Source organism: Cellulomonas sp. NPDC058312 (assembly GCF_042880135.1).
Lineage (GTDB): Bacteria > Actinomycetota > Actinomycetes > Actinomycetales > Cellulomonadaceae > Cellulomonas.
Window position 1 is genome coordinate 443705 of record NZ_JBHVZE010000002.1, and the last position, 22076, is coordinate 465780.

The window sequence follows — 22076 nt, forward strand, 5'->3', positions numbered from 1 at the left end:
CACCGGCGCGGGGCACGGTGCTCGCGTAGAGTCGACCCTCGGTGTGCCGGGAAGTCTGGTCGGCGTCCCGCTCGGCGACCCCGCCGGCGGGGCCAGCCGCGACCCGAGGGACATGATGCCGAACCCCACCCCCATCCCCACCGCCTCTCCCCTGCGCCGCTGGGCGACCCGCGAGACGACCGGCGGCGCGCTGCTGATCGTCGCCGCGCTGGTCGCCCTCGTCTGGGCGAACTCCCCCTGGCGCGCGGCGTACGCGACGCTGTCCGACACCGTGGTCGGCCCGGCCGCCTGGGGCCTGGACCTCGACCTCGCCCACTGGGCGGCCGACGGCCTGCTGGCGGTGTTCTTCTTCACCGTGGGGCTGGAGCTCAAGCGCGAGATGGTCGTCGGCAGCCTGCACGACCCGCGCCGCGCCGCCGTCCCGGTCCTCGCCGCGGTCGGCGGGATGGTCGTCCCGGCGGTGCTCTACACGGCCGTCGTGCTGGCGGCGGGCGACCCCGCCGCGCGGCACGGCTGGGCGATCCCGACCGCCACCGACATCGCGTTCGCCCTGGCCGTGCTCGCGATCTTCGGACGCGGCCTCCCGGTGGCGATCCGCACGTTCCTGCTCACCCTCGCGGTGGTCGACGACCTCCTCGCGATCGTCGTGATCGCGGTCTTCTACACCGACACCGTCTCGTTCGGGTGGCTCGCGCTCGCGGCGGGCGCGGTCGCGCTCTTCGGCGTCCTCGCGCGCTCACGCGTCGCGCACCCGGCGCTGCTCGCGCTGCCGGCCCTCGCCGCCTGGGTGCTGATGCTGCACTCGGGGGTGCACGCGACGATCGCCGGCGTCCTGCTCGGCCTGGTCGTCCCCGCGCGCCCGCTCGCCGGCGAGGGCGACGACCGAGCGCACCGGTACGAGGCCGCGGTCCGGCCGTGGTCGTCGGTGCTGGCCCTGCCCCTGTTCGCGTTCTTCTCCGCGGGCGTCACGGTGGTCGGCGGCGACGGCGGCGTGCTCGGGCAGGCCGTCGTGCCCGCCGTCGTCCTGGGGCTGGTCGCCGGGAAGGTCACCGGCGTGCTCGGCACCGTGGCGCTCGCGACCCGCACCCGCACCCTGCGGCTGCCCGAGGGCATCGGGATGCGGGACCTGCTCCCCGTGGGGATGCTCGCCGGCATCGGGTTCACCGTGTCGCTGCTCATCGCGGAGCTGTCGTTCGACGACCCGGCGCTCGCGGACGGGGCGAAGATCGCCGTCCTCGCGGGCACGACCGTCTCCGCCGTCGCCGCCGCGGGGCTGCTGCGCCGGGACGCCCGCCGGGCGCGTGACGCGGACATGAACGACGACGGGGTGCCGGACGGGCCGCAGGACGTCATCGACGACCGGCCCCGCTGAGCGCCCGGCGCACCGGTCGGCGCACCCGGTCCACGCACCCGGTCAGCGCACCCGGTCCAGCGTGTGCCGTCGGCGGCTCACCCGCAGGTGGGTGCGCGCGGCGAACCGCGGCACGCCGGTCACGTCGCGGGCCTGCGCCGTCAGGGCGGCGACCGCCTGGCTGACCGCGCGCAGGTCGGCCTGCGCGTCCACGGTGATCGTGCTGCTCAGGACGGTCCGCCCCCGCTCGGTCACGAACGACGCGCGCGCGGCGGTCACCCCGTTCTCCCGGCCCGCGAGGTCGGCGAAGTGGCTCGCGACGCCCGGCAGGTCGAGCACCAGGCGTCCGGTGGCGTCCGACCCGGGCAGCGCGACCCGGGTGACGCGCGTCGAGCGCAGGTGCGCGAGCAGCCACGCCACCCCGACGACCACGAGCACGACGCCGGCGACGGCTGCGACGGCCGGCCACCACGCGGCGGTGGTGAGCTCCTCGGCGCGACCGGGGTCGAGGGACGCCGGGGCACCCGACCACAGGTCGGCCAGCGCGCCCGACCACCACGCGACCAGCCCGAGGCCGACCACGAGCAGCAGCGCCCCGAGCAGCAGCGCGACGGTGCGGTTGGTCCTGCGCAGTGCGGGTCTCATCAGCTCTCCCTCTCGTCACCGGCGCGGGCACGGACCCGCACCCGCGGGGTGCGCTCGAGCACGGCCAGGGCGTCCCGGACCGCGTCCTGCACGGCAGCGGCGGTGGCGCCGGAGCCGGTGGTGCGGGCCGTCACCGTCACGGTGCCGGCCGTCGCGGTGGTGCTCGCGTCGAGCACGCCGTCGACCCGGCGGGCGGCCGCGGACGCCAGCCGCGCGACGTCGACGGGCAGCAGGTACTGGCCGTTGCCGTCGCTGACCAGCGCGCCCCGGCGCCGGCGGGGGCGCAGCGCCCCGACCAGCAGCAGCAGCCCGAGCAGCGCGACCAGCCCGCCGACCACGGCGACGGCGGGTCCGGGGGTCACGGTCCCGGCCGCGTCGGCGGCGCTGGTGATCCAGTCGCGTCCGCCCAGCACGTCGAGGTGCACCAGCGCGTCGTGCGCCAGCACCAGCCCGAGCGCGGCGAGCAGCACGGCGAGCACCAGACCGATCCACGCCGTCGCGGTGCGGGTGCGGGGCGGCAGCGCCTCGACGACGTCCGTCGCCCGGTCGTCGACGTGGCTCATCGGACCCGCCTCCGCACAGGGGCGGTGTCGTCCACGCTCGCGACGACCACGTCGACGGCGTCGGCGCGGACACCGGCGTACCGCTCGACCGAGCGGGTGACCTCGTCCCGGACCGCCGCAGCCGTGCGCGCGGCCGGCGCGGGCCAGGCGAGCGCGATCTCCACGACGAGGGTGGTGCGCAGGCCGCTGCCGGTCGCGGTCGCCCGCGGGTAGCCCCGGCCCAGCGGGCCGATCCCGCCGGAGGTCGTCGCGACGCCGGGGACCGACCGCGCGGCCTGGCCCGCGACCTTCTCCACGACGCGGTCGGCGACCTCCAGCGACCCGCGGTCCCCGGTGGAGCGTGGCTCCGAGCTCGCGCGCTCCGGAGCGACGACGTCAGCCACGGCGCCGACCGCCCACGAGGGCCCCGAGGTCCAGGGTGCCGCTCAGCTGGGCGGCGACGAGGCCGCCCGCGGCGCCGAGCACCAGGGCGAGCAGGAAGCCGGTGAATCCTCCGGCGATGGCGGCGAGCGCCAGCAGCAGGCCGACGACGACTCCGGACGTGGTGGACGACATCACAGCTCCTCGGGTGGTGCGAGCGACGCGGCCGGTGCCACGTCGTCGATGTACACGTGCACGGGGCCGGGGACGACCCCGGCGACCTCGCGGTGGACCCGCTCGGCGACGGCCCGCAGATCGGCGGTCTGGTCGACGACCAGGTGCACGTCGGTGCCGTCGGCGGTGCGGCGGATCCCGGGGACCCGGCGACCGGGCAGGTACGTGCCGATCTCGCCGAGCGGCCCGCCGTCCAGGCGGACCACCCCGGGCACGGCCTGGACGACCGCGGCGAGGACCTCCGCCGGGTCGGGCTCCCGCGCGTCGGGCAGGCGGGGGTCGACCGGGCCGGCGGTCACTGGACGCGCGGGGACTCGGCGGGCTCGGCGGGCTCCTCCTCGGGCAGGTGCACGTCGTTGACCGCGATGTTCACCTCGGTGACCCGCAGCCCGGTCATCCGCTCGACCGACTGGATCACGTTGCGGCGCACGCCCTCGGCCAGGTCGACCACGGAGACGCCGTACTCCGCGACCAGCTCCAGGTCGATGGCGGTCTCCCGCTCGCCGACCTCGACGGTCACGCCCTGGGACCGGCTGGTCGAGGCGCCCGGGATGCGCTCGCGCAGCGCGCCCATCGCCCGGGCCGCACCGCCGCCGAGGGCGTGCACGCCGACCACGCTGCTGGCGGCGATGCCGGCGATCTTCGAGACGACGCCGTCGGCGATGCTGGTCGAGCCGTGCTCGGTCTGCAGCGGGCTGGACTGGCCGCCGCGGCTGCGCTCGGTCGTGGCCAGGTCGGCGCGGGTGGTGGTGCTCGTCTGCTCGGTCATCGGACTCTCCTTCTCCCGGGGCGCGGGGCCCCTCGGGGTGCCGGACGCCCGTCCGGCGCCGACACTCGTGTAGTGCCCGTCCCCCGCCGAAGTTCACGGGGCGCACGCTGTGACCTGTGTCACACGGAGCGTCCGAGGGGGCGCGCCCCGCGATGACCCCCGAGGACGAGGCCGAGCTCGCGCGGCAGGCCGCCCTGGGCGACCGGGACGCGTTCGTCGCGATCGTCGACCTGCACGGTCCGGCCCTCTACCGCTACGCGCGCCGGATGCTGCACGACGCCGGCGAGGCCGAGGACTGCGTCCAGGACGCCCTCAGTGCGGCGTGGACGGGACTGCCCCGGTTCCGCGCGGAGTCGAGCCTGAAGACCTGGCTGTTCGGGATCCAGGCCAACGTCGTGCGCCACCGGCTGCGCCGGCGCGTCCCCGAGCCGACCGACCTCGTCCTGGACGCCCCGGCGCCGGCCGACGACGACGACCCGACCGCCCACCTGCTGCACACCGACCTGCGGTCCGCGCTCGCCGCGGCCCTCGACACCCTGCCGCCGCTGCAGCGGGCATGCTGGATCCTGTTCGCCGTCGAGGGCCTGAGCTACGAGGACATCGCGTCCACCCAGGCCACGACACCCACCGTCGTGCGGGGCCAGCTGGCTCGTGCGCGCCGCACGCTCGGACGGAGGCTCGAGAGATGGCGATGACCGACGACGACGACCTCGACGGCGTGGACGACCTGCTGGCCCGCGCCGCCGGCACCCTGCGCGAGCACACCGACGCGGGCTGGGTGCAGGCCCGCGCCTCGCTCGTGGCGAAGATCCGGTCCGCCGTCCGCCCGTCCGCGCCCGTCCGAGCCCGCCACGCCGCCGGGACGTTCTTCGTCGCCGGCTCGGTGCTGACCGCGGTGGTGCGGCACGCCGTCGAGAGCCGCACCCGCGCCCGCCCGCACCGGATCACCCTGGACACCGACGACGACCACGCCCTGACCGAGGTGACCGTGCACGTCGGCGCGGCGTTCGGCGAGGCGCTGCTGCCGCTCGCCGACGAGGTGCGCCGCGTCGTGGTGGCCCAGCTGCGGGACACCCTCGGCGCACCGACGCTGCCGGCGAGCCTGGTCCGGGTCGACCTCGTGGTCGTGGACGTGTACCGGGCCTGAGCCACCCGGGTGGCCACCCTTGACGACGAGTCGAACGATGGGCATTGTTCATGTTCAATGCTCATTGGAGGGGGTCGCATGTCCGTGTCGTCCGAGTACGTCTGCCTCGAGGCCGCGGGAGGCTTCACCTGCTACCCGCTCCCGTACGCCCTGGTCGGCCTGCTCCTCGCCGCCGTCGTCCTCGCCGCCGCACTCGTCCCGCTCCTCGTCAGCAGCCGGCGGACCCCGACCACGTCCCAGGCCGCCGCCCGCGCCAACCGGCACGCGACGCTCGGCTCCGTGGCCGGTGCGAGCCTGCTCGTCGCCGTGCTCGGCCTGGCGGCCGTGGGGGCGCTCGCGGCACCGCAGGGCTGGGTGGACGGCCGCGTCCTCGCCGCCCTCCCGGGCGTCGCGGGCCTGTGCCTCGTCGCCGCACAGGCACTCGCCCAGGTCACCTGGCCGCGGCCCCGCGGGACGCATCGCGAGGCGCGCCTCGTCCGACGACGGCACCACGACGTCGTCCCCGTCGCCACCCACCGGCTCCTGGTCTGCTGGGCGGGCGCCCTGGTCGCCGCCCTCGCGATCCTCGTCCCGCGCGCCGACGGACCGCGGACGCTGGCCGTGACCACCGCCGGGGCGCACCGGGACTTCGGGCCGTACCCCGGGACGTACTACGCGGTCCCGCTCCTGCTGGTCGCTACGGCGCTCGTCGCGACCTGCGAGCTCACGCTGCGCCTCATCGTGCTGCGGCCGGCCGTCACCGGCGTCACCGCGGACTGGGACCTGCACCTGCGGCGACGCAGCGCCCGGCACCTCGTCGGCGGCGTGCAGCTCGCGCTCGCGGGCACGCTCGCGTGCGTCCTCGCCCTCGCCGGGATCGCGCACCAGGTGCTGGACGAGCGCGTGGTGGGCGGCGCGCTCCTGACGGCGGCCGCTGCCGTCGCGGTCGTCGCCCTCGCCGCCCTGGTCCCCCGACCTGGACGTCGCCCCGTTCCGGCGCTCACGGCGGTCGCGCCGTGAGGATCACCGTCGACCTCGGCGCGTCCGCCCCGCAGTACGAGCAGATCCGCCAGCAGGTCGCGGCGCTGATCGCCGCGGGCAGCCTCGGCGAGGGCGACCGCCTCCCCACCGTGCGGGCGCTCGCGGCGGACCTCGGGATCGCCGCCGGCACGGTCGCCCGGGCCTACCGCGACCTCGAGGAGGCGGGCCTCGTCGCGACGCGCCGCAGAGCCGGGACCATCGTCACCTCCCCGTCCCGGCCCCGTGGCCGCACGAGCGCGCTCGTGCGCGAGCTGGTGGCAGTCGCTGCCGACGAGGGCCTCACCCAGCGTCAGCTGCTCGACCTCGTGCACGCGGAGCTGCTGGACGACGCGGACCGGCGGTCCGCGGGCTGACCCGCGGTCGACCAGGGAGCGTCCCGGCCGACCGCGGGACGCTCACGCCCCGTCGTACGCCACGGCGACGTCGAGCACCCACACGACCCCGAACCGGTCGCGCAGCATGCCGTACAGCGGCGACCAGCCTGCGGGCCCGAGCGGCACCACGACGGCGGCCCCCGCACCGGCGGCGAGGCGCTCCCACCGGGCCTCGACCACGGCAGCGTCCGTCCCGCGCACGGAGACGAAGTACCCGTTGGTCCCCTGCTCCCACGGCAGGTGCGCCGGGACGTCGTACGCCATGACGCGGAACCCGTCGGCGGACTCGAGCTGACCCCACAGGACCAGGTCGGCGTCGTCCGGGCCCGCGGCGGCGCCTGCGTCGGCGTAGGTGGCGATCGTCAGCTCGCCGCCGAAGACCTCGCGGTAGTGCTCGAGCGCCGCCCGGGCGTCGCCGCGCAGGTTGATGTGGGTGGTGGTGGACAGGGACATCGCGTCTCCTCGGTCGGTGCGCGCCGGCCCGGTCGGGCTCGGCACGGACGACGGTGCCAGCCCATCCGGTCAGGAACGGTCCGGATACCGCGGCACACTGGACGGGTGCCGACGACCTCGTCCCGCCTGCTGTCCCTGCTCTCGCTGCTCCAGGCGCGCCGCGACTGGCCGGCGAGCGTGCTGGCCGACCGGCTCGACGTCACCGACCGGACCGTGCGTCGCGACGTCGACCGGCTGCGCGAGCTCGGCTACCCGATCACCAGCACCCGCGGGCGCGAGGGCGGCTACCGCCTCGACGCCGGCTCCACGCTGCCGCCGCTGCTGTTCGACGACGACCAGGCCGTGGCGCTCGCGGTGGCACTGCGGGGCGCGACCGCGTCGGGAGCGGGGATCGGCGAGGCGGCGGAGCGGGCGCTGCGCACGCTCCGCCAGGTACTGCCAGCCCGGCTCCGGCACCGGGTGGACGCGCTGCCCGTGGAGTCCACGCTGCCGGCCGACCCCGTCGACCCGGCCGTCATCGCGGCGGTCGGCGCCGCGATCCACGCCCGCGAGGTGCTGCGTCTCGACTACGCGAGCCCGTCGCAGGGCTCCGCCGAGGCCCGTGCGGCCCGCCGGGTCGAGCCGCACCACCTGGTGACCCGCGGCGGCCGCTGGTACCTGGTGGCGTGGGACCTGGACCGCGACGACTGGCGCACGCTGCGCGTCGACCGGGTGCGACCCCGCTCCCCCGGCGGCGCGCGGTTCACGCCGCGCGAGGTCCCCGGCGGCGACGTCACCGCGTACCTGGACGCCCGGTTCCGCGGCACCGACGGCCCGGGGTCGGACTGGCCGTGCCGGGGCGAGGTGCTGCTCGACGCGCCGGCCGCCGCGGTCGCGCCGTTCGCCCACGACGGGACCGTCGAGGCGGTGGGCCCGCAGCGCTGCCGGCTCGTGCTCGGCGCGTGGTCGTGGGCCGGCCTCGCGGCGACGATCGCCCGGTTCGACGTGGAGGTCGAGGTGGTCGGCCCGCCCGCGCTCGCCGAGGCGTTCGACCGGCTGGCGCAACGGTTCGCCCGCGCGGCGCACCGGGCGTGACCCAGCACCGCGCGGGTCAGATCAGCGCGAGCGCCGTGTCGAGGCTCTGCAGCGCCCCGGCGTTGTCGACCCGCGTGAGCGCGAGCGCGGCGACGACGAGGGCCGCGCAGGTGTCGGCGACCCGGGCCGCCTCCGCGTCCGGCGCCTGCGGGAACCGGGCGCGCACGCCCCGGCCGACCGCGTCCCGCATCTCGCCGCGGTAGGCCGCCACGGTGTCCCGGACGGTCTGGTCGTGCGCGATCGGCGCCCCGGCCGCGTTGATCAGCAGGCAGCCGTGCGCGGCGGTGAACGAGGCGGCGTCCTCCAGCGCCCGACGCAGCCCGCGCAGGTAGACCTCGAGCGCGTCGGGTGCCACGTGGTCGAGGGTGAGCGGCCGCAGGCGTGGCCGGACCACCTCGTCGAGGTAGCTCTCGACGGCCGCGTCGAACAGCCCGCGCTTGCTGCCGAAGGCGTGGTAGATGCTCGACCGGTTCAGCCCGGTCGCCTGCTCCAGCGCGGGCAGGGCCGCGGCTTCGTAGCCCTGCTCCCAGAACACCGCGCGTGCCGCCCGGACGACCTGCTGCGTGTCGAACGTCTGCGCGCGTCCCACGACCACCTCCACTTGTGCACCGACCGGTCCAGTATATAGTGGATCAGTCAGTTCAGAAACCAGGCGCTCCGGCGCCCGCGCAGAGGAGCCCCTCGTGATCGCCACCGGACTCGTGCTCACCGCCCTCGCCGCACTCGTGCACGTCTACATCTTCGTGCTCGAGTCGGTGCTCTGGACGAGCGACCGTGCCCGCGCCACCTTCGGCACCACCCGCGAGGAGGCCGAGGCCACCCGCGCGCTCGCGTTCAACCAGGGGTTCTACAACCTGTTCCTCGCGATCGCCGTGGTCGTCGGGATCGTCGTCGTCGCCGCCGGCCACACCGCCGTCGGCGCCACGCTGGTGCTCACCGGCGCGGGCTCGATGGTCGCCGCCGGGCTGGTCCTCATGCTGTCCGACCGCACCAAGACCTCGGCCGCGCTCAAGCAGGCGGTCCTCCCGCTGCTCGGCGTCGTCGCGCTGGTCGTCGGCCTCGTCGCCTGAGCTGACACCCGTCCCACCCGTCCCACCCGCACGTCCCGCAGGAGAACCCTCGATGTCGCACGCCGTCAGCACCCAGGTCCAGCTCGTGAACCGCCCGTCCGGGTGGCCCACCCCCGAGGACTTCCGCACCGTCCAGGTCACCTACGGCGACCTGGAGCCCGGGCAGGTCCGGGTCCGCAACGAGTTCATCTCCGTCGACCCGTACATGCGCGGCCGGATGAACGACGTCAAGAGCTACACCCCGCCGTACGCGCTCGGCGAGACGATGACCGGCGGCGCCGTCGGCCGCGTCGTCGAGTCGACCGTCGAGGACGTCCCCGTCGGCGCCGTCGTGCTGCACCAGCTCGGCTGGCGCGACGTGGTCCAGGACGAGGCCACCGCCTTCCGCGTCGTGCCCGAGATCCCCGGCGCCCCGCTGTCGCTGCACCTCGGCATCCTCGGGATGACCGGCATGACCGGCTACGTCGGCCTCACCGCCATCGCCCACCTGCAGCCCGGCGACACCGTGTTCGTGTCCGGCGCCGCGGGGGCCGTCGGCACCGCGACCGGGCAGATCGCGCGCCTGCTCGGCGCCGGCCGCGTGATCGGCTCCGCCGGCTCCCCCGAGAAGGTCGCGCTGCTCACCGAGAAGTACGGCTTCGACGCGGCCCTGAACTACCGCGACGCCCCGGTCCGCGAGCAGCTGCCCGCGCTGGCACCCGACGGGGTCGACGTGTTCTTCGACAACGTCGGCGGCGACCACCTCGAGGCGGCCCTCGACGTGATGAACCCCGGCGGGCGGCTCGCGCTCTGCGGCGCCATCACCGGCTACAACACCACCGACCGCGCCCCCGGCCCGGACAACCTGGCGAACATCATCACCCGCGGCCTGACCGTGCAGGGCTTCACGCTCGGCGGCTACCTCCAGCACGCGCCCGCGTTCCGCAAGCAGATGACCGGCTGGTTCGCCGACGGCAAGATCGCCTACGACGAGACGGTCGTCGACGGCATCGACCACGCCGTGGACGCGTTCCTGGGCATGATGCGCGGCGCGAACACCGGCAAGATGGTCGTCCGCACCGCCTGACGCACGACGAGAGCGCCGGTCCGCGGTCACCCGCGGGCCGGCGCTCTCGTGCTCAGCGCGTCCCGGTCACTCCAGGTAGTCGCGCAGGGTCTGCGACCGCGAGGGGTGCCGGAGCTTCGACATCGTCTTGGCCTCGATCTGCCGGATGCGCTCGCGCGTCACCCCGTAGACCTTGCCGATCTCGTCCAGCGTCTTCGGCTGGCCGTCGGACAGGCCGAACCGCATGGACACGACGCCGGCCTCCCGCTCCGACAGCGAGTCGAGGACCTGCTGCAGCTGCTCCTGGAGCAGCGTGAACGTCACGGCCTCGCTCGCGGAGACGGCCTCGGAGTCCTCGAGCAGGTCGCCGAACTCGTTGTTGCCGTCCTCGCCGAGCGGGGTGTGCAGCGAGATGGGCTCGCGGCCGTACTTCTGCACCTCGACGACCTTCTCGGGCGTGAGGTCGAGCTCCTTGGCCAGCTCCTCCGGCGTGGCCTCGCGGCCGGTCGTCTGGAAGATCTGCCGCTGGACGCGCGCGAGCTTGTTGATGACCTCGACCATGTGCACCGGGATGCGGATGGTGCGCGCCTGGTCGGCCATGCCGCGGGTGATCGCCTGCCGGATCCACCACGTCGCGTACGTCGAGAACTTGAAGCCCTTGGTGTAGTCGAACTTCTCGACCGCACGGATGAGGCCCGCGTTGCCCTCCTGGATCAGGTCCAGGAACAGCATGCCGCGACCCGTGTACTTCTTGGCGATCGAGACGACCAGGCGCAGGTTCGCCTCGACGAGGTGCGACTTGGCGCGACGGCCGTCGGCGGCGATCAGCGTGAGCTCGCGCTCGGTCGCGCCCGGGTGCGTCATGCCCTCCTCGAGGAGGTGCGTGGCGAACTGCCCGGCCTCGACCCGGCGGGCGATCTCGACCTCCTGCTCGGCGGTCAGCAGCGCGACCCGGCCGATGATGCGCAGGTAGTCCTTGACGGGGTCAGCCGACGCGCCCGCCGCCGAGACGATCGGCGCAGGTGCGTCGTCCTCGTCGGTGGTGAGGACGTACGAGGAGTCGGTGGTGGGGTTCTGGTCCGCGTCGGTACCGGCGATCACTTCGGTCATCAGGCTCGCTCTCTCATCCGGGAACCGTCGCACCGCGGCGGTCGAGGAGGTGTCGCACGCGCCTGCCGCTGCCGGGGACGGCAGCGAACCTGGGAGGTGCCGGGCGACGCCCGGACGCAGAACCCGGGGCGTCCCGGGACCGCAATGCGACCACCATTATAACATCCGCATTCGCGCGATTCCTCGCGGCCCGTCGTCGGAACGCTATTCGCGGGCGGGTCTCCACCCTCCTCAATGCGCAGGCCACCCGCGAAATTCCCCTGCCGTGACCCCCTGCCGCGTCCCCTGCCGCCGCCCTCTCCCTCCCCACCCCCGCCCCGCCCGTCTGACGAGTGGTGGCGGCACCCGGGGCCCCCCCCCCCCCGGCCCCCCCGGGGGGGCCCCCCCGGGCGCCGCCCCCACTCGTCGGCTGCGGGGCGGCGAGTCGGGCGGGTGCGGGTGCGGGTGCGGTCAGTCGATCGCGGGCGCGGCGGCGGCGCGGGTGGTGAGCACGGGGGCGAGCAGCACCACCGCGACGCCCGCCAGCGGCACGACGACCAACCCCGCCCGCAGCGACGTCGCGTCGGCGACCGCCCCGACGACGGGCGGCGAGATCAGCACGCCGAGCCGCACCAGCCAGCCGACCACGGTCAGCCCGGTGCCGGGGCGCAGGCCGGGCAGCTCGTCGGCGGCGTGCATCGCGGCGGGGATCAGGGTCGAGACGCCGAGGCCCGCGAGCCCGAACCCGACGACCGTGCCCCACACCGTCGGCATGGCCAGGGCCGCTCCCATGCCGCCGGCGACCAGCACGCCCCCGGCCCGCGCGACGGCGCGCTGCCCGAACCGGTCGACCAGCCGGTCCCCGACGATCCGGCCGACGAACTGCATCGCCTGGAGCGCGACGAACCCGGTGCCGCCGACGAGCGCCGTCGCCCCGAGCGACTCCGTCAGGTAGATCGCGCCCCAGGTGGCCCCGGCGTCCTCGACCAGCATCCCGGTGGACGCGATCAGCACCAGCGCCGCGAGGGTGGCCCAGCGGACCAGGCGCGCCCGGCGCACGGTGCGCACCGCCGGCACCGGACCGGCCGCGGGGTCGGCACCGTCGGCCGCCTCGTCCTGCGGGGAGTCGGCGCCGGGCAGCAGCATCCGGCGGGCGACCACCGCGACGGCCGCGCACAGCACGCCCGAGAGTCCGAGGTGCACGGGCAGCGGGACCGAGGCGCCGGCCGCGACCGCGCCGAGGGTGCCACCGGTGACCGCGCCGACGCACCAGAGCGCGTGGAACGCGTTGAGGATCGACCGTCCGTACGCGCGCTGGACGCGCAGGCCGTGGGCGTTCTGGGCGACGTCGGTGATCGCGTCCATCGCCCCGCCGACGAACAGCGCGGCGAACAGCAGCCCCACGACCGGCGCTGTGCCCGCGACGAGGATCGCGACGGCGGTGACCAGCGTCCCGGCCACGGCGACGGTGCCGGAGCCCCAGCGGCGCAGCAGCGGCGCGGCACCGAGCCCGGCGATCAGCGCCCCCAGCGGGAACATCGCCACAGCGAGACCGAGCCCGGCGTTGCTCAGGTCCAGGGCGGACTTCACCTCGGGGTACCGGGGCAGCAGCCCGGCGAACACCGCGCCGTTGGTGAGGAACAGCATCATGACGCCGGCCCGCGCGCGCCGGAGCGCCGCGGTCGGTCGGGCGGCCGTCGGCCGGGTCGCGGTCGCACCGCCGTGAACGTTCACGGCGTCGACCGTAGCCGTAAGGTGCTCCGCATGGCAACGACCCCGGGCGCGGCGACGATCCTCGACGTCGCCCGCGAGGCCGGGGTCTCCCGCCAGACGGTCACGCGGGCGCTGAACGGGATGGCCGACATCAGCGACGCCACCCGCGAGCGGGTGCTCGAGGCCGCGCGGCGGTTGCACTACCGCCCGAACCGCGCCGCGCAGGCGCTGGTCCGGGGCAGCGGCGTCGCCGTCGGCTTCCTGGTCGAGAACCTCAGCAACCCCTACTACTCCGAGATGGCCTCCGCGCTCACCCGCACGGCGGCGGAGCGCGGCTGGAACGTCGTCCTGTGCGACCTCGGCGACGACGAGGCCGGTTCCCGGAGCAGGATCGAGGCGCTGCTCCCCCGCGTCGACGCGCTCGTGCTGACCGGGTGCCGCGAGGGCACCGTGGGGCTGATCCCGCTCGAGGACCTGCGCGGCGGCCTGCTCGGCATCCCGACGGTGATGCTGGACGGCACCCCGCACCCGGCCGTGGACGCGCTGGTCGAGGTCGACCACGCGGGCGGGGTGCGCGCGGCGGTCGACCACCTCGTCGCGCACGGCCGCCGGCGGATCGGCCTCGTGGCGAGCGACCAGCTGCCCGGCGCCCCCCGGCACGCCGCGTACCGGGACCGGCTCGACGCGCTCGGGCTGCACCGCGACGCGCGCTCGGAGGTCGCCGCCCCCGAGACGTACCGGGGCGGGACCGACGCGGTCGAGCTGCTGCTCACCGCCGCGCCCGACCTCGACGCGGTGCTGGTCTACAACGACGTCATGGCCGCCGGGGTGCTGAAGGGCCTGGCCCGCCGGGGGGTCGCCGTGCCGGACCAGGTCGCCGTCATCGGGTGCGACGGCCTCGAGATCGGCGGCCTGCTCTCCCCCGAGCTCACCACCCTCGACCTCGACAAGACGGCGTTCGCCCGGCACGCCGTCGACGCCCTCGACGCGCTCCTGCGCACCGGGCGTCCGCCGGCGACCGCCCGGGTCCCGCTGACGCTCACGGTGCGCGCGTCGGCCTGAGGCTCACCACCGCCCTGGAGGCGGGACCTGCCCCGTCAGGCCCACGTGACGCCCGGCCTCCGCATCGAGCTCGGGCACGCCCTGGGCGACCCCGCTGGGACGCGCCCGGCCGAGGTCCCCGAGCTGCTGGGTGAACGGTCGCGCCGCGTGGGACCGGCGCCACGCGCGCACCGAGGCCCACCCGCCCACGACGGCCCACACGCCGGCCCACAGGAACGACCACGCGGCGCTCGCCCGGACCTGCTGGTCGTCGGAGCGCTGCGCCAGCACGATGTTCAGCACCCACCAGCCGACGACGACCAGCGCGACGGACGTGACCAGCCACGCCCGGCGACGCAGACGCGCGTGTGCGGCACGGTCGGTCGGCAGCGCGGACGGCACGCGAGCACCTCTCGGCAGCGGGTCGGGGTGACGCAGCAGGTCCGCCACGTCCCCCGTGCTCATCGGCAGGGGACGCGGCGGACCTGAGCAGCTCGACCGGGCGGTGGGTCAGCTCGTCGGGGCCACCGGGCCGAACAGCGGCTGGACGTCGGACATCTCCAGGTCGGCGGTCGCCTGGATCAGCGCCAGCAGGTCGGTGTCCAGGCCCGGGGAGAACTCCTCGAACCGCTCCTCGGCGATCGTCATCGGCACGCCGGCGGGAGCCTGCTCGCTCGCGTCGAGCTCCGTGCCGTCCTTCGACGGGGACATGCCCTGGTAGATCTTCCCGGCCTCCGACTCGGCCGTGAGGTCGAACGTGTACTGCTTGCTCTGCAGCCCGAGGTCGACGAGCTTCTTCACCTCGGGGAACTTCTCGGCGTTCGTCCTCGGGATCGGCAGCACCTTCGCCCAGTCGACGCCGAGCGTCTCGAGCGCGCGGGCGTAGGCGTTCTCGTGCGCCTGGTCGCGGACGATCAGGTACGAGATCGTCGACCGTGCCGTCTTGTTGTCCGTCATCTCGTAGATCCGGCACTTCTGCAGCCGGCCCGTGGACTCCAGCATGAGGTTGTAGAGCAGGTCGAGCACGAGGTTGCCCGAGTTGTAGACGTACGAGCCGCTCCACGGGTTGCCCGCGGCGTCCACGGGCAGCGCGCCCTGCGCGGCGACGAGGTAGTGGTGGATGTTGCTCTGGTCCAGGGCGATGCCCAGCGGCGTCGCGCCGCCCGAGCCGGGCTGGTCCAGCGGGTCGGTCTTCTTGCCCTGGTACCGAGGCGAGCCGTCGAGCAACCGCGCGATGGTCGTGCCGATCAGCTCGACGTGGCTGATCTCCTCCGTGCCGATGCCCTGCAGGAGGTCGCGGTACGGCTTCCCCGTCGGTCCGCGGAAGTTCATGCTCTGGAACAGGTACTGCATCATCGTCCGCATCTCGCCGAACTGGCCGCCGAGCCCCTCCTGGAGGGCGTTGGCCGCAGCCGGGTCCGGCTCGTCGGGGACGATGTCGTGGATGAGTCGTTGCACGTGCAGGTACATGGTGCTCTCGCTCCTGTGACCGGGTGCACGGCGGCGTCGTTTCCTGACGTGGGAGCCGTGGGGTCCGCGGCGGCGTCGCAGCGGACGCCTCCGACGCTAGACCCGGCCGCGTCGGCTCGCGACCGCCCGCGCCACCAGAGGTCGGACGCGGGGAGCGCGTGTACGGTCAGCCATGCGGTCGGCCGCTGTCCGGGCCGTGAACCCGCACGTGGACGCAGCCTCGCGCGACGTCCGGGACGGGGCGCTCTGCGCCTCACCGCACACCGCACCGGTGAGCGGACGACGAGCCGCCGCGGCGGCTCGGACGAGCGGACGACGTCATGACCACCTCAGCGCCACCCCCGCCCCCCGCCGCAGCCGGCGCGACGACGGCGGCCCCGCCCCGTGGCGCGCAGCAGCGGATGACCCACGACTACTCGGTGCTCGCCCGCCGGGTTCGGGAGGCCGGGCTGCTGCGCCGTCGACCCGGCGCCTACGTGACCCGGTTCGCGCTCACCCTGACCGCGTTCGCCGCGGTCTGGGTGGCCGTGGTGCTGGTCGGCGCGTCCTGGTGGCAGCTGGCGGTCGCGGCGGCGATGGCGTTCGTGCTCGCCCAGCTCGCGTTCCTCGGGCACGACAGCGCGCACCGGCAGGTGTTCCGGTCGCTGCGCTGGAACGACTGGACCTCGCGGATCGTCGCGAACCTGCTCGTCGGGCTCAGCCACGGGTGGTGGACCACGAAGCACGACGCGCACCACACCGCCCCCAACCAGGAGGGCCAGGACCCCGACATCGCGCCCGGCGTCATCGCGTTCACCCCCGCGGTGATGGCGACGCGGCACGGCTGGCGCGGCTGGTTCGCCCGGCACCAGGGCTGGTTCTTCTTCCCGCTGCTGACCCTCGAGGGCCTGAACCTGCACGTCTCGAGCGTGCGGGCCCTGTTCAGCCGACACCCGATGCGGCACCGCGCCGTCGAGGCGCCACTGCTGCTGGGCCGCCTCCTCGTGGTCGTCGTCGTGCTGTTCGTGCTGCTGCCCCCGGGGATCGCCGCGGCGTTCCTGGGCGTCCAGCTCGCGGTGTTCGGCGTGCTGCTCGGCGGGGCGTTCGCGCCGAACCACAAGGGCATGCCGATCGTGCCGCCGGGCGCGGGCGTGGACTTCCTGCGCCGGCAGGTGCTGATGTCCCGGAACATCCGCGGCAGCTGGGCCGTCGACCTGATGATGGGCGGGCTGAACCGGCAGGTCGAGCACCACCTGTTCCCGAGCATGCCGCGACCCAACCTCAAGCGGGTCCAGCCGATCGTCCGCGACTACTGCGCCGAGCTCGGCGTGCCGTACACCGAGGTCGGGTTCTTCCGGTCGTACGCGATCGTGGTCCGCTACCTCAACGACGTCGAGCGGCAGGCGCGCACCCCCGACGGGTGCCACGTCGCGGCGATGTACGGCCGCTGACCGCCGGGGCATCAATCCGCTGGGCCCGGCTCGTCCCCGCTCCCTACAGTCGGACGCATGAGCCGCGACGACGCCGCCCGATCCGACGCAGCACGACACGACGCCGCCCGCCACGGGGCGGCCCTGCACGAGCGGGCGCTCGCCACCGGGTTCAGCGGCGTGATCCGGGTCGACGTCGGCGACACGGTGGTGTTCGCCCAGGCGTACGGGCTCGCGGACCGGGCGCACGGCATCCCGGCGACCGTGGACCACCGGTTCGGCGTCGCGAGCGTCGCCAAGGGCTTCACGGCGCTGACCGTCGCGTCGCTGGTCGAGGAGGGGCGGATCGGCCTGGACGACCCGGTGCGCGCGGTGCTCGGCACCGACCTCCCGCTGGTCGACGACGCGGTCACGGTCCGGCACCTCCTGAGCCACACCTCCGGCATCGGCGACTACCTGGACGAGAACGTCGCGGGCGACATCACCGACCACGTCCTGCCCGTGCCCGTGCACCTGCTGGACGACGTCGAGGCCTACCTGCCGGTGCTCGACGGGCACCCGCAGGTCGCGCCTCCGGGTTCCGGGTTCGCGTACAACAACTCCGGCTTCGTGCTGCTGGCCCTCGTGGCGCAGCGCCGCACCGGCACCGAGTTCACCGAGCTCGTGCGGCAGCGGGTCCTCGAGCCCGCGGGCATGTCCCGCACCGGCTACCCCCGCACCGACGAGCTGCCCGGTGACGTCGCGCTCGGGTACCTGCACCCGACCGGGCTGCGCACCAACGTGCTGCACCTGCCCGTGCGCGGCAGCGGCGACGGCGGCCTGGTGACGACGGCGCACGACCTCGCCGCGTTCTGGCGGGCCGTGCTCGCGCACCGGGTCGTGGGCGCCGGCACGCTCGCCGCGCTCGTCGAGCCGGTGAGCACCGTCGAGTCCGAGGGGATGCGGTACGGCCTCGGGTTCTGGCTGGGCGCGGACTCCCCCGACCTCGTCCTGGAGGGCTACGACGCGGGCGTGTCCGCGCGCACCCGGCACGACCCGGTCACCGGCGTGACGGTCACGGTGGTCGCGAACTCCTCGGACGGCGCCTGGCCCGTGCTGCGGGAGCCGGCCGGCGCCTGACGGGACCGAGCAGACGCCGTCGGCCCCGTCAGACCCGGCGCGGCGTGGTCGCGTCGACCGGCTGCGTCGCCGCCCAGCTCGCCAGCACCCGGAGAGCGTCGGCGGTGCCGCTGCCCGGCGCGGCCGTGTAGACCAGCATCGTCAGACCCGGCGCCGCCGCGATCGTCATCGAGTCGTACATGAGCTCCAGCCGCCCGGCGACCGGGTGCTGGATCCGCTTCGTCCCGCCGGTGTGCAGGTGCACGTGGTGCGCGGCCCACCGGGTGCGGAACTCCTCGCTGCGGGTGGAGAGCTCACCGACCAGCGCGGTCAGGTCGCCGTCGAACGGGTCCCGCCCCGCGGCGGACCGCAGCACCCCGACGGTGTCGTCCGCGGCCCGCTCCCAGTCGACCCAGTACTCCCGCGCCCGCGGGTCGAGGAACGCGAACCGCGCGTGGTTCGGCCGGTGGCCGGGGTCGTCGAACAGCGGGGCGTACAGCGCCCGGGCGAGGGCGTTGCAGGCGACGATGTCGAGCCGGTCGTCGCGGACCACCGCCGGGGCCTCGGACATCGCGTCGAGCATCACCTGGACGCTGAGGCCCACGGTCCTGGCCCCCGGGCGGCGACGCGGTCGGCCGCTGCCCGGTCCGGCGGCGCGGGCGAGGTCGCGCAGGTGGCGGCGCTCGGCGTCGTCGAGCCGCAGGACGGTCGCCACCGACTCCAGCACGCTGTCGGAGGCGCCGGCGAGGTTCCCGCGCTCGAGCCGCACGTAGTAGTCGACGGACACCCCCGCGAGCATCGCGACCTCCTCGCGACGCAGCCCAGGCACCCGGCGGTGGCCGCCGTAGTCCGGCAGCCCGGCCTGCTGGGGGGTGATGCGGGCCCGGCGCGACCGCAGGAAGTCGCGGACCTCGTCACGGTTGTCCATCCCCCCACGGTAGGCGTCGACGCCGACCGGCGACCGGAGCGAGGGGGGCCCTGGCGGTACCCGTCACGACAGGGCCCGTCGCCGCACGCGCCACCGCCCCGCGGCGGTCGTAGCGTCGAGGACGAACCGTTCCGCCCGCCCCACGCACCAGGAGGTCGCCCCATGCACCGTCGTCTGCTCGGTCAGGGTCTGGAGGTGTCCGCCGTCGGGATCGGCGCGATGGGCATGAGCCAGAGCTACGGCCCGAACCCCGGCGACCGGGACGCGATGATCGCGGTCCTGCGCGGCGCCGTGGAGCGCGGCGTCACGTTCGTCGACACCGCCGAGGTCTACGGCCCGTACGTCAACGAGGAGCTGGTCGGCGAGGCGCTGGCGCCCCTGCGGGACCAGGTCACGATCGCCACCAAGTTCGGCTGGCACATCGCCGACGGCCGGATGCAGGGCACCGACAGCCGCCCGGAGCAGATCCGTCGCGTGGCGGACGCGTCGCTGCGCCGGCTGCGCACCGACACGATCGACCTCTTCTACCAGCACCGCGTCGACCCGGACGTCCCGGTCGAGGACGTGGCCGGCGCCGTCGGGGAGCTCGTGGCCGCGGGCAAGGTGCGCCACTTCGGGCTGTCCGAGGCCGGGGCCGGCACGATCCGGCGCGCGCACGCCGTGCACCCGGTGACGGCCGTCCAGTCGGAGTACTCCCTGTGGACCCGTGACCCCGAGCCGGAGGTGCTGCCGACCTGCGCGGAGCTCGGCATCGGGTTCGTCCCGTTCAGCCCGCTCGGCAAGGGGTTCCTCACCGGCACGGTCGACGCCGGCACGACGTTCGCGGAGGGCGACATCCGGCACCGCGTCCCCCGGTTCTCGGCCGAGAACCGGGCCGCCAACGCCGCCCTGGTCGACCGGGTCCGGGAGCTGGCCGTGTCCCGCGGCGCCACCCCGGGGCAGATCGCCCTCGCGTGGCTGCTCGCCCAGCAGCCGTGGGTGGTGCCGATCCCCGGGACCCGCCGGATCGAGCGCGTCGAGGAGAACGCAGGCGCGACCGCCGTGGCGCTCTCCGCCGACGACCTCGCCGGGCTCGACGCCCTCGCCGGCGCCGTGGGCGTCCAGGGCAACCGCTACGACGACGCGGGCATGGCGATGGTGGGGCTGTGAGCGGGTGGACCCCGGCGGAGCTCGACCGGGTGCACGCGACGGACGAGCTCGACCCTGCGGCGGGACCCCTGGACTGAGGGCCCTGCGCCCGTCACCCAGCGCCCGTCACCCTGCGCAGGGGCTCACCCGACCTCGGGGCTCACCTCGCCGAGGCGACGCCGGAGGTACCGCCGCTCGGTCGCGTCGGTGACGAGCGCGAGGGCCACGCGGTACTCGTCGGCCGCCTCCGCGGTGCGACCCGCGCGGCGCAGCAGGTCCGCGCGGGTCGCCGCCACGTACGGGTTCCCCCGCAGCCTCGGGTCCGGTGCCACCGCCGCGAGCACGCGCAGCCCCGCGTCGGGTCCGTCGGCCATCGCCACCGCCACCGCGCGGCCGAGCTCGGCGAACGGCGACGGCGCGACGGCGACGAGGTCCGCGTAGTGCCCGGCGACCGCGGGCCAGTCCGTCGCGGCGACCGACGCCGCCCGCGCGTGCTCGGCGGCCACCCGGGCCTGGACGAGGTACGCGCCGCGCCGCCCCCCGTCGCGCACCAGCCGCTCGGCGTCCGCCAGCGCCGCGAGTCCCGCGGCGGTGCGGTCGGCGTCCCACCGCGTCCGGTCCTGCTCCTCGAGCGGCACGAGGTCCCCGGCCGCGTCCGTGCGCGCTGCCCGGCGCGCGTCCTGGAGCAGCACCAGGGCCAGCAACCCGTGCGTCTCGGGGTCGTCCGGCACCAGCCGGGCGACGAGTCCGGCGAGCCGCACCGCCTCGTCCGCGAGCCGGGCACGCTCGACGTCCGCACCGGCGCCGGCGGTGTAGCCGGCGTTGAACGTCAGGTACACGACCGCGAGCACCCCGTCGAGCCGCTCCGGGAGCCGGTCGGCCGACGGCACCCGGTACGGGATGCCGGCGTCGACGATCTTCCGCCGGCCCCGCACCAGGCGCTTGGCCATCGCCGCCTCGGAGACCCCCCAGGCGCGGGCGATCTCGTCCGCGGGCATCCCGCAGACCGTCCGGAGCGTGAGCGCCACCTGCACGTCCTGCGCGAGCGCGGGGTGGCAGCACGTGGCGATCAGCGCCAACCGGTCGTCCGGCACCGCCGCCGGCTCGTCGACCTCGGACGCGGGACCCGCGACCGACCCGACCGCCGCGGCGCCGGGCGGGGCCAGCGTCGCGACCTGCGCGAGCCGGCGCTGCTCCGCCCCGGCGCGGCGGAGCCGGTCCAGGGCCCGGCGGCGGGCGGCGGTGGTGAGCCACGCGCCCGGCCGGTCCGGCACGCCGTCCCGCGGCCAGGCGACGGCAGCCGCGGCGAACGCGTCCTGGGCGCAGTCCTCGGCCAGCGACCAGTCGCCGGTGATCCGGATGACCGCGGCCACCACCCGGGACCACTCGTCGCGGAACGCGCGGGTGAGCGCGCCCTCGACGTCGGTCACGGCTGCCAGAAGGGCCGGACCTCCACCGCACCGACACGGGCGGCCGGGTGGGCGGCGGCGGCCTCGATCGCGGCGTCCAGGTCCGTGGCGACGACGAGCGCGACACCGCCGATCTGGTCCGGGGTGCCTGCGTAGGGGCCGGTGACGACCTCCGTGTGCCCGTCGCGGACCCGGACGGTGCGCGCGTCCGCAGTCGGGGCGAACCCCAGCTCGACGGACCCGTCCGAGGTCTGCGGCGCGCCGGGCTGCTCGGCGAGCAGCAGCAGGTAGTGCCCGGAGCCCGCGTCCGTCGCGGCGAGCGGGGCGGTGCCCTCGACGCCGGCGGTCGCCACGACCTCGCGGACCTCGATCGCGCCGAACCGGGCGACCGGGTGCGCGGCGGCCAGGTCGAGCGCGTGGTCGAGGTCGTCGACGTCGAGGACGTCGAACCCGCCGACCAGCTCCTTGTACTCGGCGAACGGGCCGTCGGTCACCAGCGTGCGGCCGTCGCGGACCCGCACCGTCGTCGCCGCGTCCGCGTCGGCCAGCCGGTGCCCCTCCCGGCGCCCCTCGCGGTCCGCCCGCTCGGCCCAGGAGGTCGGGTCGGCCTCGGCGGCGGTGGGGGCGGCGTCCGCGCCCACCCGGACGATCGTCACGTACGTCATGGTTCCTCCTCGGTGTGGTCA

At 75.6% G+C, this 22076-nt stretch carries 27 protein-coding genes; 12 read left to right on the plus strand and 15 right to left on the minus strand.

Going from position 1 to position 22076, the window contains the following annotated elements; translation table 11 throughout:
• Positions 1 to 115: 115 nt before the first annotated feature.
• The gene (nhaA, locus tag ACFVXN_RS06465) at positions 116 to 1372 is read left to right on the plus strand and encodes a Na+/H+ antiporter NhaA (protein WP_389229091.1); all 1257 of its coding nucleotides are present in this window, start codon (positions 116 to 118) and stop codon (positions 1370 to 1372) included.
• Positions 1373 to 1414: 42 nt separating this feature from the next.
• Here the strand turns inward: nhaA and ACFVXN_RS06470 are convergent, their stop codons facing one another.
• The 6 genes from ACFVXN_RS06470 to ACFVXN_RS06495 are packed head-to-tail and all read right to left on the minus strand — an operon-like array spanning position 1415 to position 3922.
• The gene (locus tag ACFVXN_RS06470; RefSeq protein WP_389229094.1) at positions 1415 to 1996 is read right to left on the minus strand and encodes a hypothetical protein; all 582 of its coding nucleotides are present in this window, start codon (positions 1994 to 1996) and stop codon (positions 1415 to 1417) included.
• Entirely contained in the window at positions 1996 to 2559 is a 564-nt protein-coding gene (locus ACFVXN_RS06475) for a DUF6286 domain-containing protein (RefSeq protein WP_389229097.1), read from the minus strand. The genes ACFVXN_RS06470 and ACFVXN_RS06475 overlap by 1 nt, the downstream gene beginning before the upstream one ends.
• Entirely contained in the window at positions 2556 to 2942 is a 387-nt protein-coding gene (locus ACFVXN_RS06480; protein WP_389229100.1) for an Asp23/Gls24 family envelope stress response protein, read from the minus strand. Before ACFVXN_RS06480 ends, ACFVXN_RS06475 begins: the two co-directional genes overlap by 4 nt.
• Positions 2935 to 3114 (minus strand): DUF2273 domain-containing protein, encoded by a 180-nt coding sequence (locus ACFVXN_RS06485; RefSeq protein WP_389229103.1) that lies wholly within the window; start codon positions 3112 to 3114, stop codon positions 2935 to 2937. Before ACFVXN_RS06485 ends, ACFVXN_RS06480 begins: the two co-directional genes overlap by 8 nt.
• On the minus strand, positions 3114 to 3452 hold the full coding sequence (locus ACFVXN_RS06490; RefSeq protein ID WP_389229106.1) for a hypothetical protein: 339 nt from the start codon (positions 3450 to 3452) through the stop codon (positions 3114 to 3116). The genes ACFVXN_RS06485 and ACFVXN_RS06490 overlap by 1 nt, the downstream gene beginning before the upstream one ends.
• Positions 3449 to 3922, minus strand: coding sequence for an Asp23/Gls24 family envelope stress response protein (locus ACFVXN_RS06495; protein WP_389229109.1), 474 nt, complete (start codon positions 3920 to 3922; stop codon positions 3449 to 3451). Before ACFVXN_RS06495 ends, ACFVXN_RS06490 begins: the two co-directional genes overlap by 4 nt.
• A gap of 152 nt (positions 3923 to 4074) precedes the next feature.
• On the opposite strand from ACFVXN_RS06495, the gene ACFVXN_RS06500 reads away from it, so the two are divergent.
• The 4 genes from ACFVXN_RS06500 (at position 4075) to ACFVXN_RS06515 (ending at position 6442) form a co-directional block, all read left to right on the plus strand.
• Positions 4075 to 4617 (plus strand): RNA polymerase sigma factor, encoded by a 543-nt coding sequence (locus ACFVXN_RS06500; protein WP_389229112.1) that lies wholly within the window; start codon positions 4075 to 4077, stop codon positions 4615 to 4617.
• Positions 4608 to 5069 (plus strand): hypothetical protein, encoded by a 462-nt coding sequence (locus ACFVXN_RS06505; protein WP_389229115.1) that lies wholly within the window; start codon positions 4608 to 4610, stop codon positions 5067 to 5069. Before ACFVXN_RS06500 ends, ACFVXN_RS06505 begins: the two co-directional genes overlap by 10 nt.
• A 78-nt stretch (positions 5070 to 5147) precedes the next feature.
• Positions 5148 to 6068 (plus strand): hypothetical protein, encoded by a 921-nt coding sequence (locus ACFVXN_RS06510; protein WP_389229117.1) that lies wholly within the window; start codon positions 5148 to 5150, stop codon positions 6066 to 6068.
• Positions 6065 to 6442, plus strand: a complete 378-nt coding sequence (locus ACFVXN_RS06515) for a GntR family transcriptional regulator (protein ID WP_389229120.1) — start codon at positions 6065 to 6067, stop codon at positions 6440 to 6442. Before ACFVXN_RS06510 ends, ACFVXN_RS06515 begins: the two co-directional genes overlap by 4 nt.
• 42 nt (positions 6443 to 6484) lie before the next feature.
• On the opposite strand, the gene ACFVXN_RS06520 is transcribed toward ACFVXN_RS06515, so the two are convergent.
• Positions 6485 to 6916 carry a VOC family protein gene (locus tag ACFVXN_RS06520; protein ID WP_389229123.1) on the minus strand — a complete coding sequence of 144 codons (432 nt, stop codon included), beginning with the start codon at positions 6914 to 6916 and terminating at the stop codon, positions 6485 to 6487.
• Positions 6917 to 7021: 105 nt separating this feature from the next.
• Between ACFVXN_RS06520 and ACFVXN_RS06525 the strand changes: the two genes are divergently transcribed.
• Positions 7022 to 7990, plus strand: coding sequence for a helix-turn-helix transcriptional regulator (locus tag ACFVXN_RS06525; RefSeq protein WP_389229126.1), 969 nt, complete (start codon positions 7022 to 7024; stop codon positions 7988 to 7990).
• Between the two features lie 16 nt (positions 7991 to 8006).
• On the opposite strand, the gene ACFVXN_RS06530 is transcribed toward ACFVXN_RS06525, so the two are convergent.
• Complete coding sequence (locus tag ACFVXN_RS06530) at positions 8007 to 8579, minus strand: TetR/AcrR family transcriptional regulator (protein ID WP_389229129.1); 573 nt, start codon at positions 8577 to 8579, stop codon at positions 8007 to 8009.
• A gap of 94 nt (positions 8580 to 8673) precedes the next feature.
• On the opposite strand from ACFVXN_RS06530, the gene ACFVXN_RS06535 reads away from it, so the two are divergent.
• Together ACFVXN_RS06535 and ACFVXN_RS06540 are read left to right on the plus strand one after the other, a co-directional pair.
• A complete protein-coding gene (locus tag ACFVXN_RS06535; protein ID WP_389229132.1) occupies positions 8674 to 9060 on the plus strand; it encodes a DUF1304 domain-containing protein in 387 nt (128 codons plus the stop codon).
• A gap of 52 nt (positions 9061 to 9112) precedes the next feature.
• A complete protein-coding gene (locus ACFVXN_RS06540) occupies positions 9113 to 10126 on the plus strand; it encodes an NADP-dependent oxidoreductase (RefSeq protein WP_389229135.1) in 1014 nt (337 codons plus the stop codon).
• 66 nt (positions 10127 to 10192) lie between these two features.
• Here the strand turns inward: ACFVXN_RS06540 and ACFVXN_RS06545 are convergent, their stop codons facing one another.
• Together ACFVXN_RS06545 and ACFVXN_RS06550 are read right to left on the minus strand one after the other, a co-directional pair.
• A complete protein-coding gene (locus tag ACFVXN_RS06545; RefSeq protein ID WP_389229138.1) occupies positions 10193 to 11215 on the minus strand; it encodes an RNA polymerase sigma factor in 1023 nt (340 codons plus the stop codon).
• A 450-nt stretch (positions 11216 to 11665) separates the two neighbouring features.
• Entirely contained in the window at positions 11666 to 12928 is a 1263-nt protein-coding gene (locus ACFVXN_RS06550) for an MFS transporter (protein ID WP_389229141.1), read from the minus strand.
• A 30-nt stretch (positions 12929 to 12958) separates the two neighbouring features.
• Between ACFVXN_RS06550 and ACFVXN_RS06555 the strand changes: the two genes are divergently transcribed.
• Complete coding sequence (locus ACFVXN_RS06555; protein WP_389229144.1) at positions 12959 to 13969, plus strand: LacI family DNA-binding transcriptional regulator; 1011 nt, start codon at positions 12959 to 12961, stop codon at positions 13967 to 13969.
• 3 nt (positions 13970 to 13972) lie between these two features.
• Here ACFVXN_RS06555 and ACFVXN_RS06560 read toward each other — a convergent pair whose 3' ends face one another.
• Together ACFVXN_RS06560 and ACFVXN_RS06565 are read right to left on the minus strand one after the other, a co-directional pair.
• A complete protein-coding gene (locus ACFVXN_RS06560; protein WP_389229147.1) occupies positions 13973 to 14413 on the minus strand; it encodes a hypothetical protein in 441 nt (146 codons plus the stop codon).
• A 45-nt stretch (positions 14414 to 14458) separates the two neighbouring features.
• On the minus strand, positions 14459 to 15418 hold the full coding sequence (locus tag ACFVXN_RS06565) for a manganese catalase family protein (RefSeq protein WP_389229150.1): 960 nt from the start codon (positions 15416 to 15418) through the stop codon (positions 14459 to 14461).
• A 320-nt stretch (positions 15419 to 15738) separates the two neighbouring features.
• Here ACFVXN_RS06565 and ACFVXN_RS06570 point away from each other — a divergent pair, with 320 nt between their 5' ends.
• Both ACFVXN_RS06570 and ACFVXN_RS06575 read left to right on the plus strand, forming a co-directional pair.
• Positions 15739 to 16848, plus strand: coding sequence for a fatty acid desaturase family protein (locus ACFVXN_RS06570; RefSeq protein ID WP_389229153.1), 1110 nt, complete (start codon positions 15739 to 15741; stop codon positions 16846 to 16848).
• A 57-nt stretch (positions 16849 to 16905) separates the two neighbouring features.
• Positions 16906 to 17946: a serine hydrolase domain-containing protein gene (locus tag ACFVXN_RS06575; protein ID WP_389229156.1), complete on the plus strand. Its 1041-nt coding sequence runs from the start codon at positions 16906 to 16908 to the stop codon at positions 17944 to 17946.
• 28 nt (positions 17947 to 17974) lie between these two features.
• Here ACFVXN_RS06575 and ACFVXN_RS06580 read toward each other — a convergent pair whose 3' ends face one another.
• Positions 17975 to 18853 carry a helix-turn-helix transcriptional regulator gene (locus tag ACFVXN_RS06580; protein WP_389229159.1) on the minus strand — a complete coding sequence of 293 codons (879 nt, stop codon included), beginning with the start codon at positions 18851 to 18853 and terminating at the stop codon, positions 17975 to 17977.
• 162 nt (positions 18854 to 19015) lie between these two features.
• Here ACFVXN_RS06580 and ACFVXN_RS06585 point away from each other — a divergent pair, with 162 nt between their 5' ends.
• Positions 19016 to 20002: an aldo/keto reductase gene (locus tag ACFVXN_RS06585; protein ID WP_389229167.1), complete on the plus strand. Its 987-nt coding sequence runs from the start codon at positions 19016 to 19018 to the stop codon at positions 20000 to 20002.
• 122 nt (positions 20003 to 20124) lie between these two features.
• Here ACFVXN_RS06585 and ACFVXN_RS06590 read toward each other — a convergent pair whose 3' ends face one another.
• A complete protein-coding gene (locus ACFVXN_RS06590) occupies positions 20125 to 21411 on the minus strand; it encodes an RNA polymerase sigma factor (protein ID WP_389229170.1) in 1287 nt (428 codons plus the stop codon).
• The gene (locus tag ACFVXN_RS06595; protein ID WP_389229173.1) at positions 21408 to 22055 is read right to left on the minus strand and encodes a YciI family protein; all 648 of its coding nucleotides are present in this window, start codon (positions 22053 to 22055) and stop codon (positions 21408 to 21410) included. The genes ACFVXN_RS06590 and ACFVXN_RS06595 overlap by 4 nt, the downstream gene beginning before the upstream one ends.
• Positions 22056 to 22076: the final 21 nt, after the last annotated feature.

What these genes read in the sequence shown, in the direction of transcription:
- ACFVXN_RS06495 (WP_389229109.1), bottom strand. Translation starts at nt 3,922, where the DNA reads ATGACCGAGCAGACGAGCACCACCACCCGCGCCGACCTGGCCACGACC.
- ACFVXN_RS06520 (WP_389229123.1), bottom strand. Translation starts at nt 6,916, where the DNA reads ATGTCCCTGTCCACCACCACCCACATCAACCTGCGCGGCGACGCCCGG.
- ACFVXN_RS06485 (WP_389229103.1), bottom strand. Translation starts at nt 3,114, where the DNA reads ATGTCGTCCACCACGTCCGGAGTCGTCGTCGGCCTGCTGCTGGCGCTC.
- ACFVXN_RS06510 (WP_389229117.1), top strand. Translation starts at nt 5,148, where the DNA reads ATGTCCGTGTCGTCCGAGTACGTCTGCCTCGAGGCCGCGGGAGGCTTC.
- ACFVXN_RS06505 (WP_389229115.1), top strand. Translation starts at nt 4,608, where the DNA reads ATGGCGATGACCGACGACGACGACCTCGACGGCGTGGACGACCTGCTG.
- ACFVXN_RS06585 (WP_389229167.1), top strand. Translation starts at nt 19,016, where the DNA reads ATGCACCGTCGTCTGCTCGGTCAGGGTCTGGAGGTGTCCGCCGTCGGG.
- ACFVXN_RS06565 (WP_389229150.1), bottom strand. Translation starts at nt 15,418, where the DNA reads ATGTACCTGCACGTGCAACGACTCATCCACGACATCGTCCCCGACGAG.
- ACFVXN_RS06575 (WP_389229156.1), top strand. Translation starts at nt 16,906, where the DNA reads ATGAGCCGCGACGACGCCGCCCGATCCGACGCAGCACGACACGACGCC.
- nhaA (WP_389229091.1), top strand. Translation starts at nt 116, where the DNA reads ATGCCGAACCCCACCCCCATCCCCACCGCCTCTCCCCTGCGCCGCTGG.
- ACFVXN_RS06540 (WP_389229135.1), top strand. Translation starts at nt 9,113, where the DNA reads ATGTCGCACGCCGTCAGCACCCAGGTCCAGCTCGTGAACCGCCCGTCC.
- ACFVXN_RS06555 (WP_389229144.1), top strand. Translation starts at nt 12,959, where the DNA reads ATGGCAACGACCCCGGGCGCGGCGACGATCCTCGACGTCGCCCGCGAG.
- ACFVXN_RS06545 (WP_389229138.1), bottom strand. Translation starts at nt 11,215, where the DNA reads ATGACCGAAGTGATCGCCGGTACCGACGCGGACCAGAACCCCACCACC.
- ACFVXN_RS06595 (WP_389229173.1), bottom strand. Translation starts at nt 22,055, where the DNA reads ATGACGTACGTGACGATCGTCCGGGTGGGCGCGGACGCCGCCCCCACC.
- ACFVXN_RS06475 (WP_389229097.1), bottom strand. Translation starts at nt 2,559, where the DNA reads ATGAGCCACGTCGACGACCGGGCGACGGACGTCGTCGAGGCGCTGCCG.
- ACFVXN_RS06470 (WP_389229094.1), bottom strand. Translation starts at nt 1,996, where the DNA reads ATGAGACCCGCACTGCGCAGGACCAACCGCACCGTCGCGCTGCTGCTC.
- ACFVXN_RS06560 (WP_389229147.1), bottom strand. Translation starts at nt 14,413, where the DNA reads ATGAGCACGGGGGACGTGGCGGACCTGCTGCGTCACCCCGACCCGCTG.
- ACFVXN_RS06580 (WP_389229159.1), bottom strand. Translation starts at nt 18,853, where the DNA reads ATGGACAACCGTGACGAGGTCCGCGACTTCCTGCGGTCGCGCCGGGCC.
- ACFVXN_RS06570 (WP_389229153.1), top strand. Translation starts at nt 15,739, where the DNA reads ATGACCACCTCAGCGCCACCCCCGCCCCCCGCCGCAGCCGGCGCGACG.
- ACFVXN_RS06500 (WP_389229112.1), top strand. Translation starts at nt 4,075, where the DNA reads ATGACCCCCGAGGACGAGGCCGAGCTCGCGCGGCAGGCCGCCCTGGGC.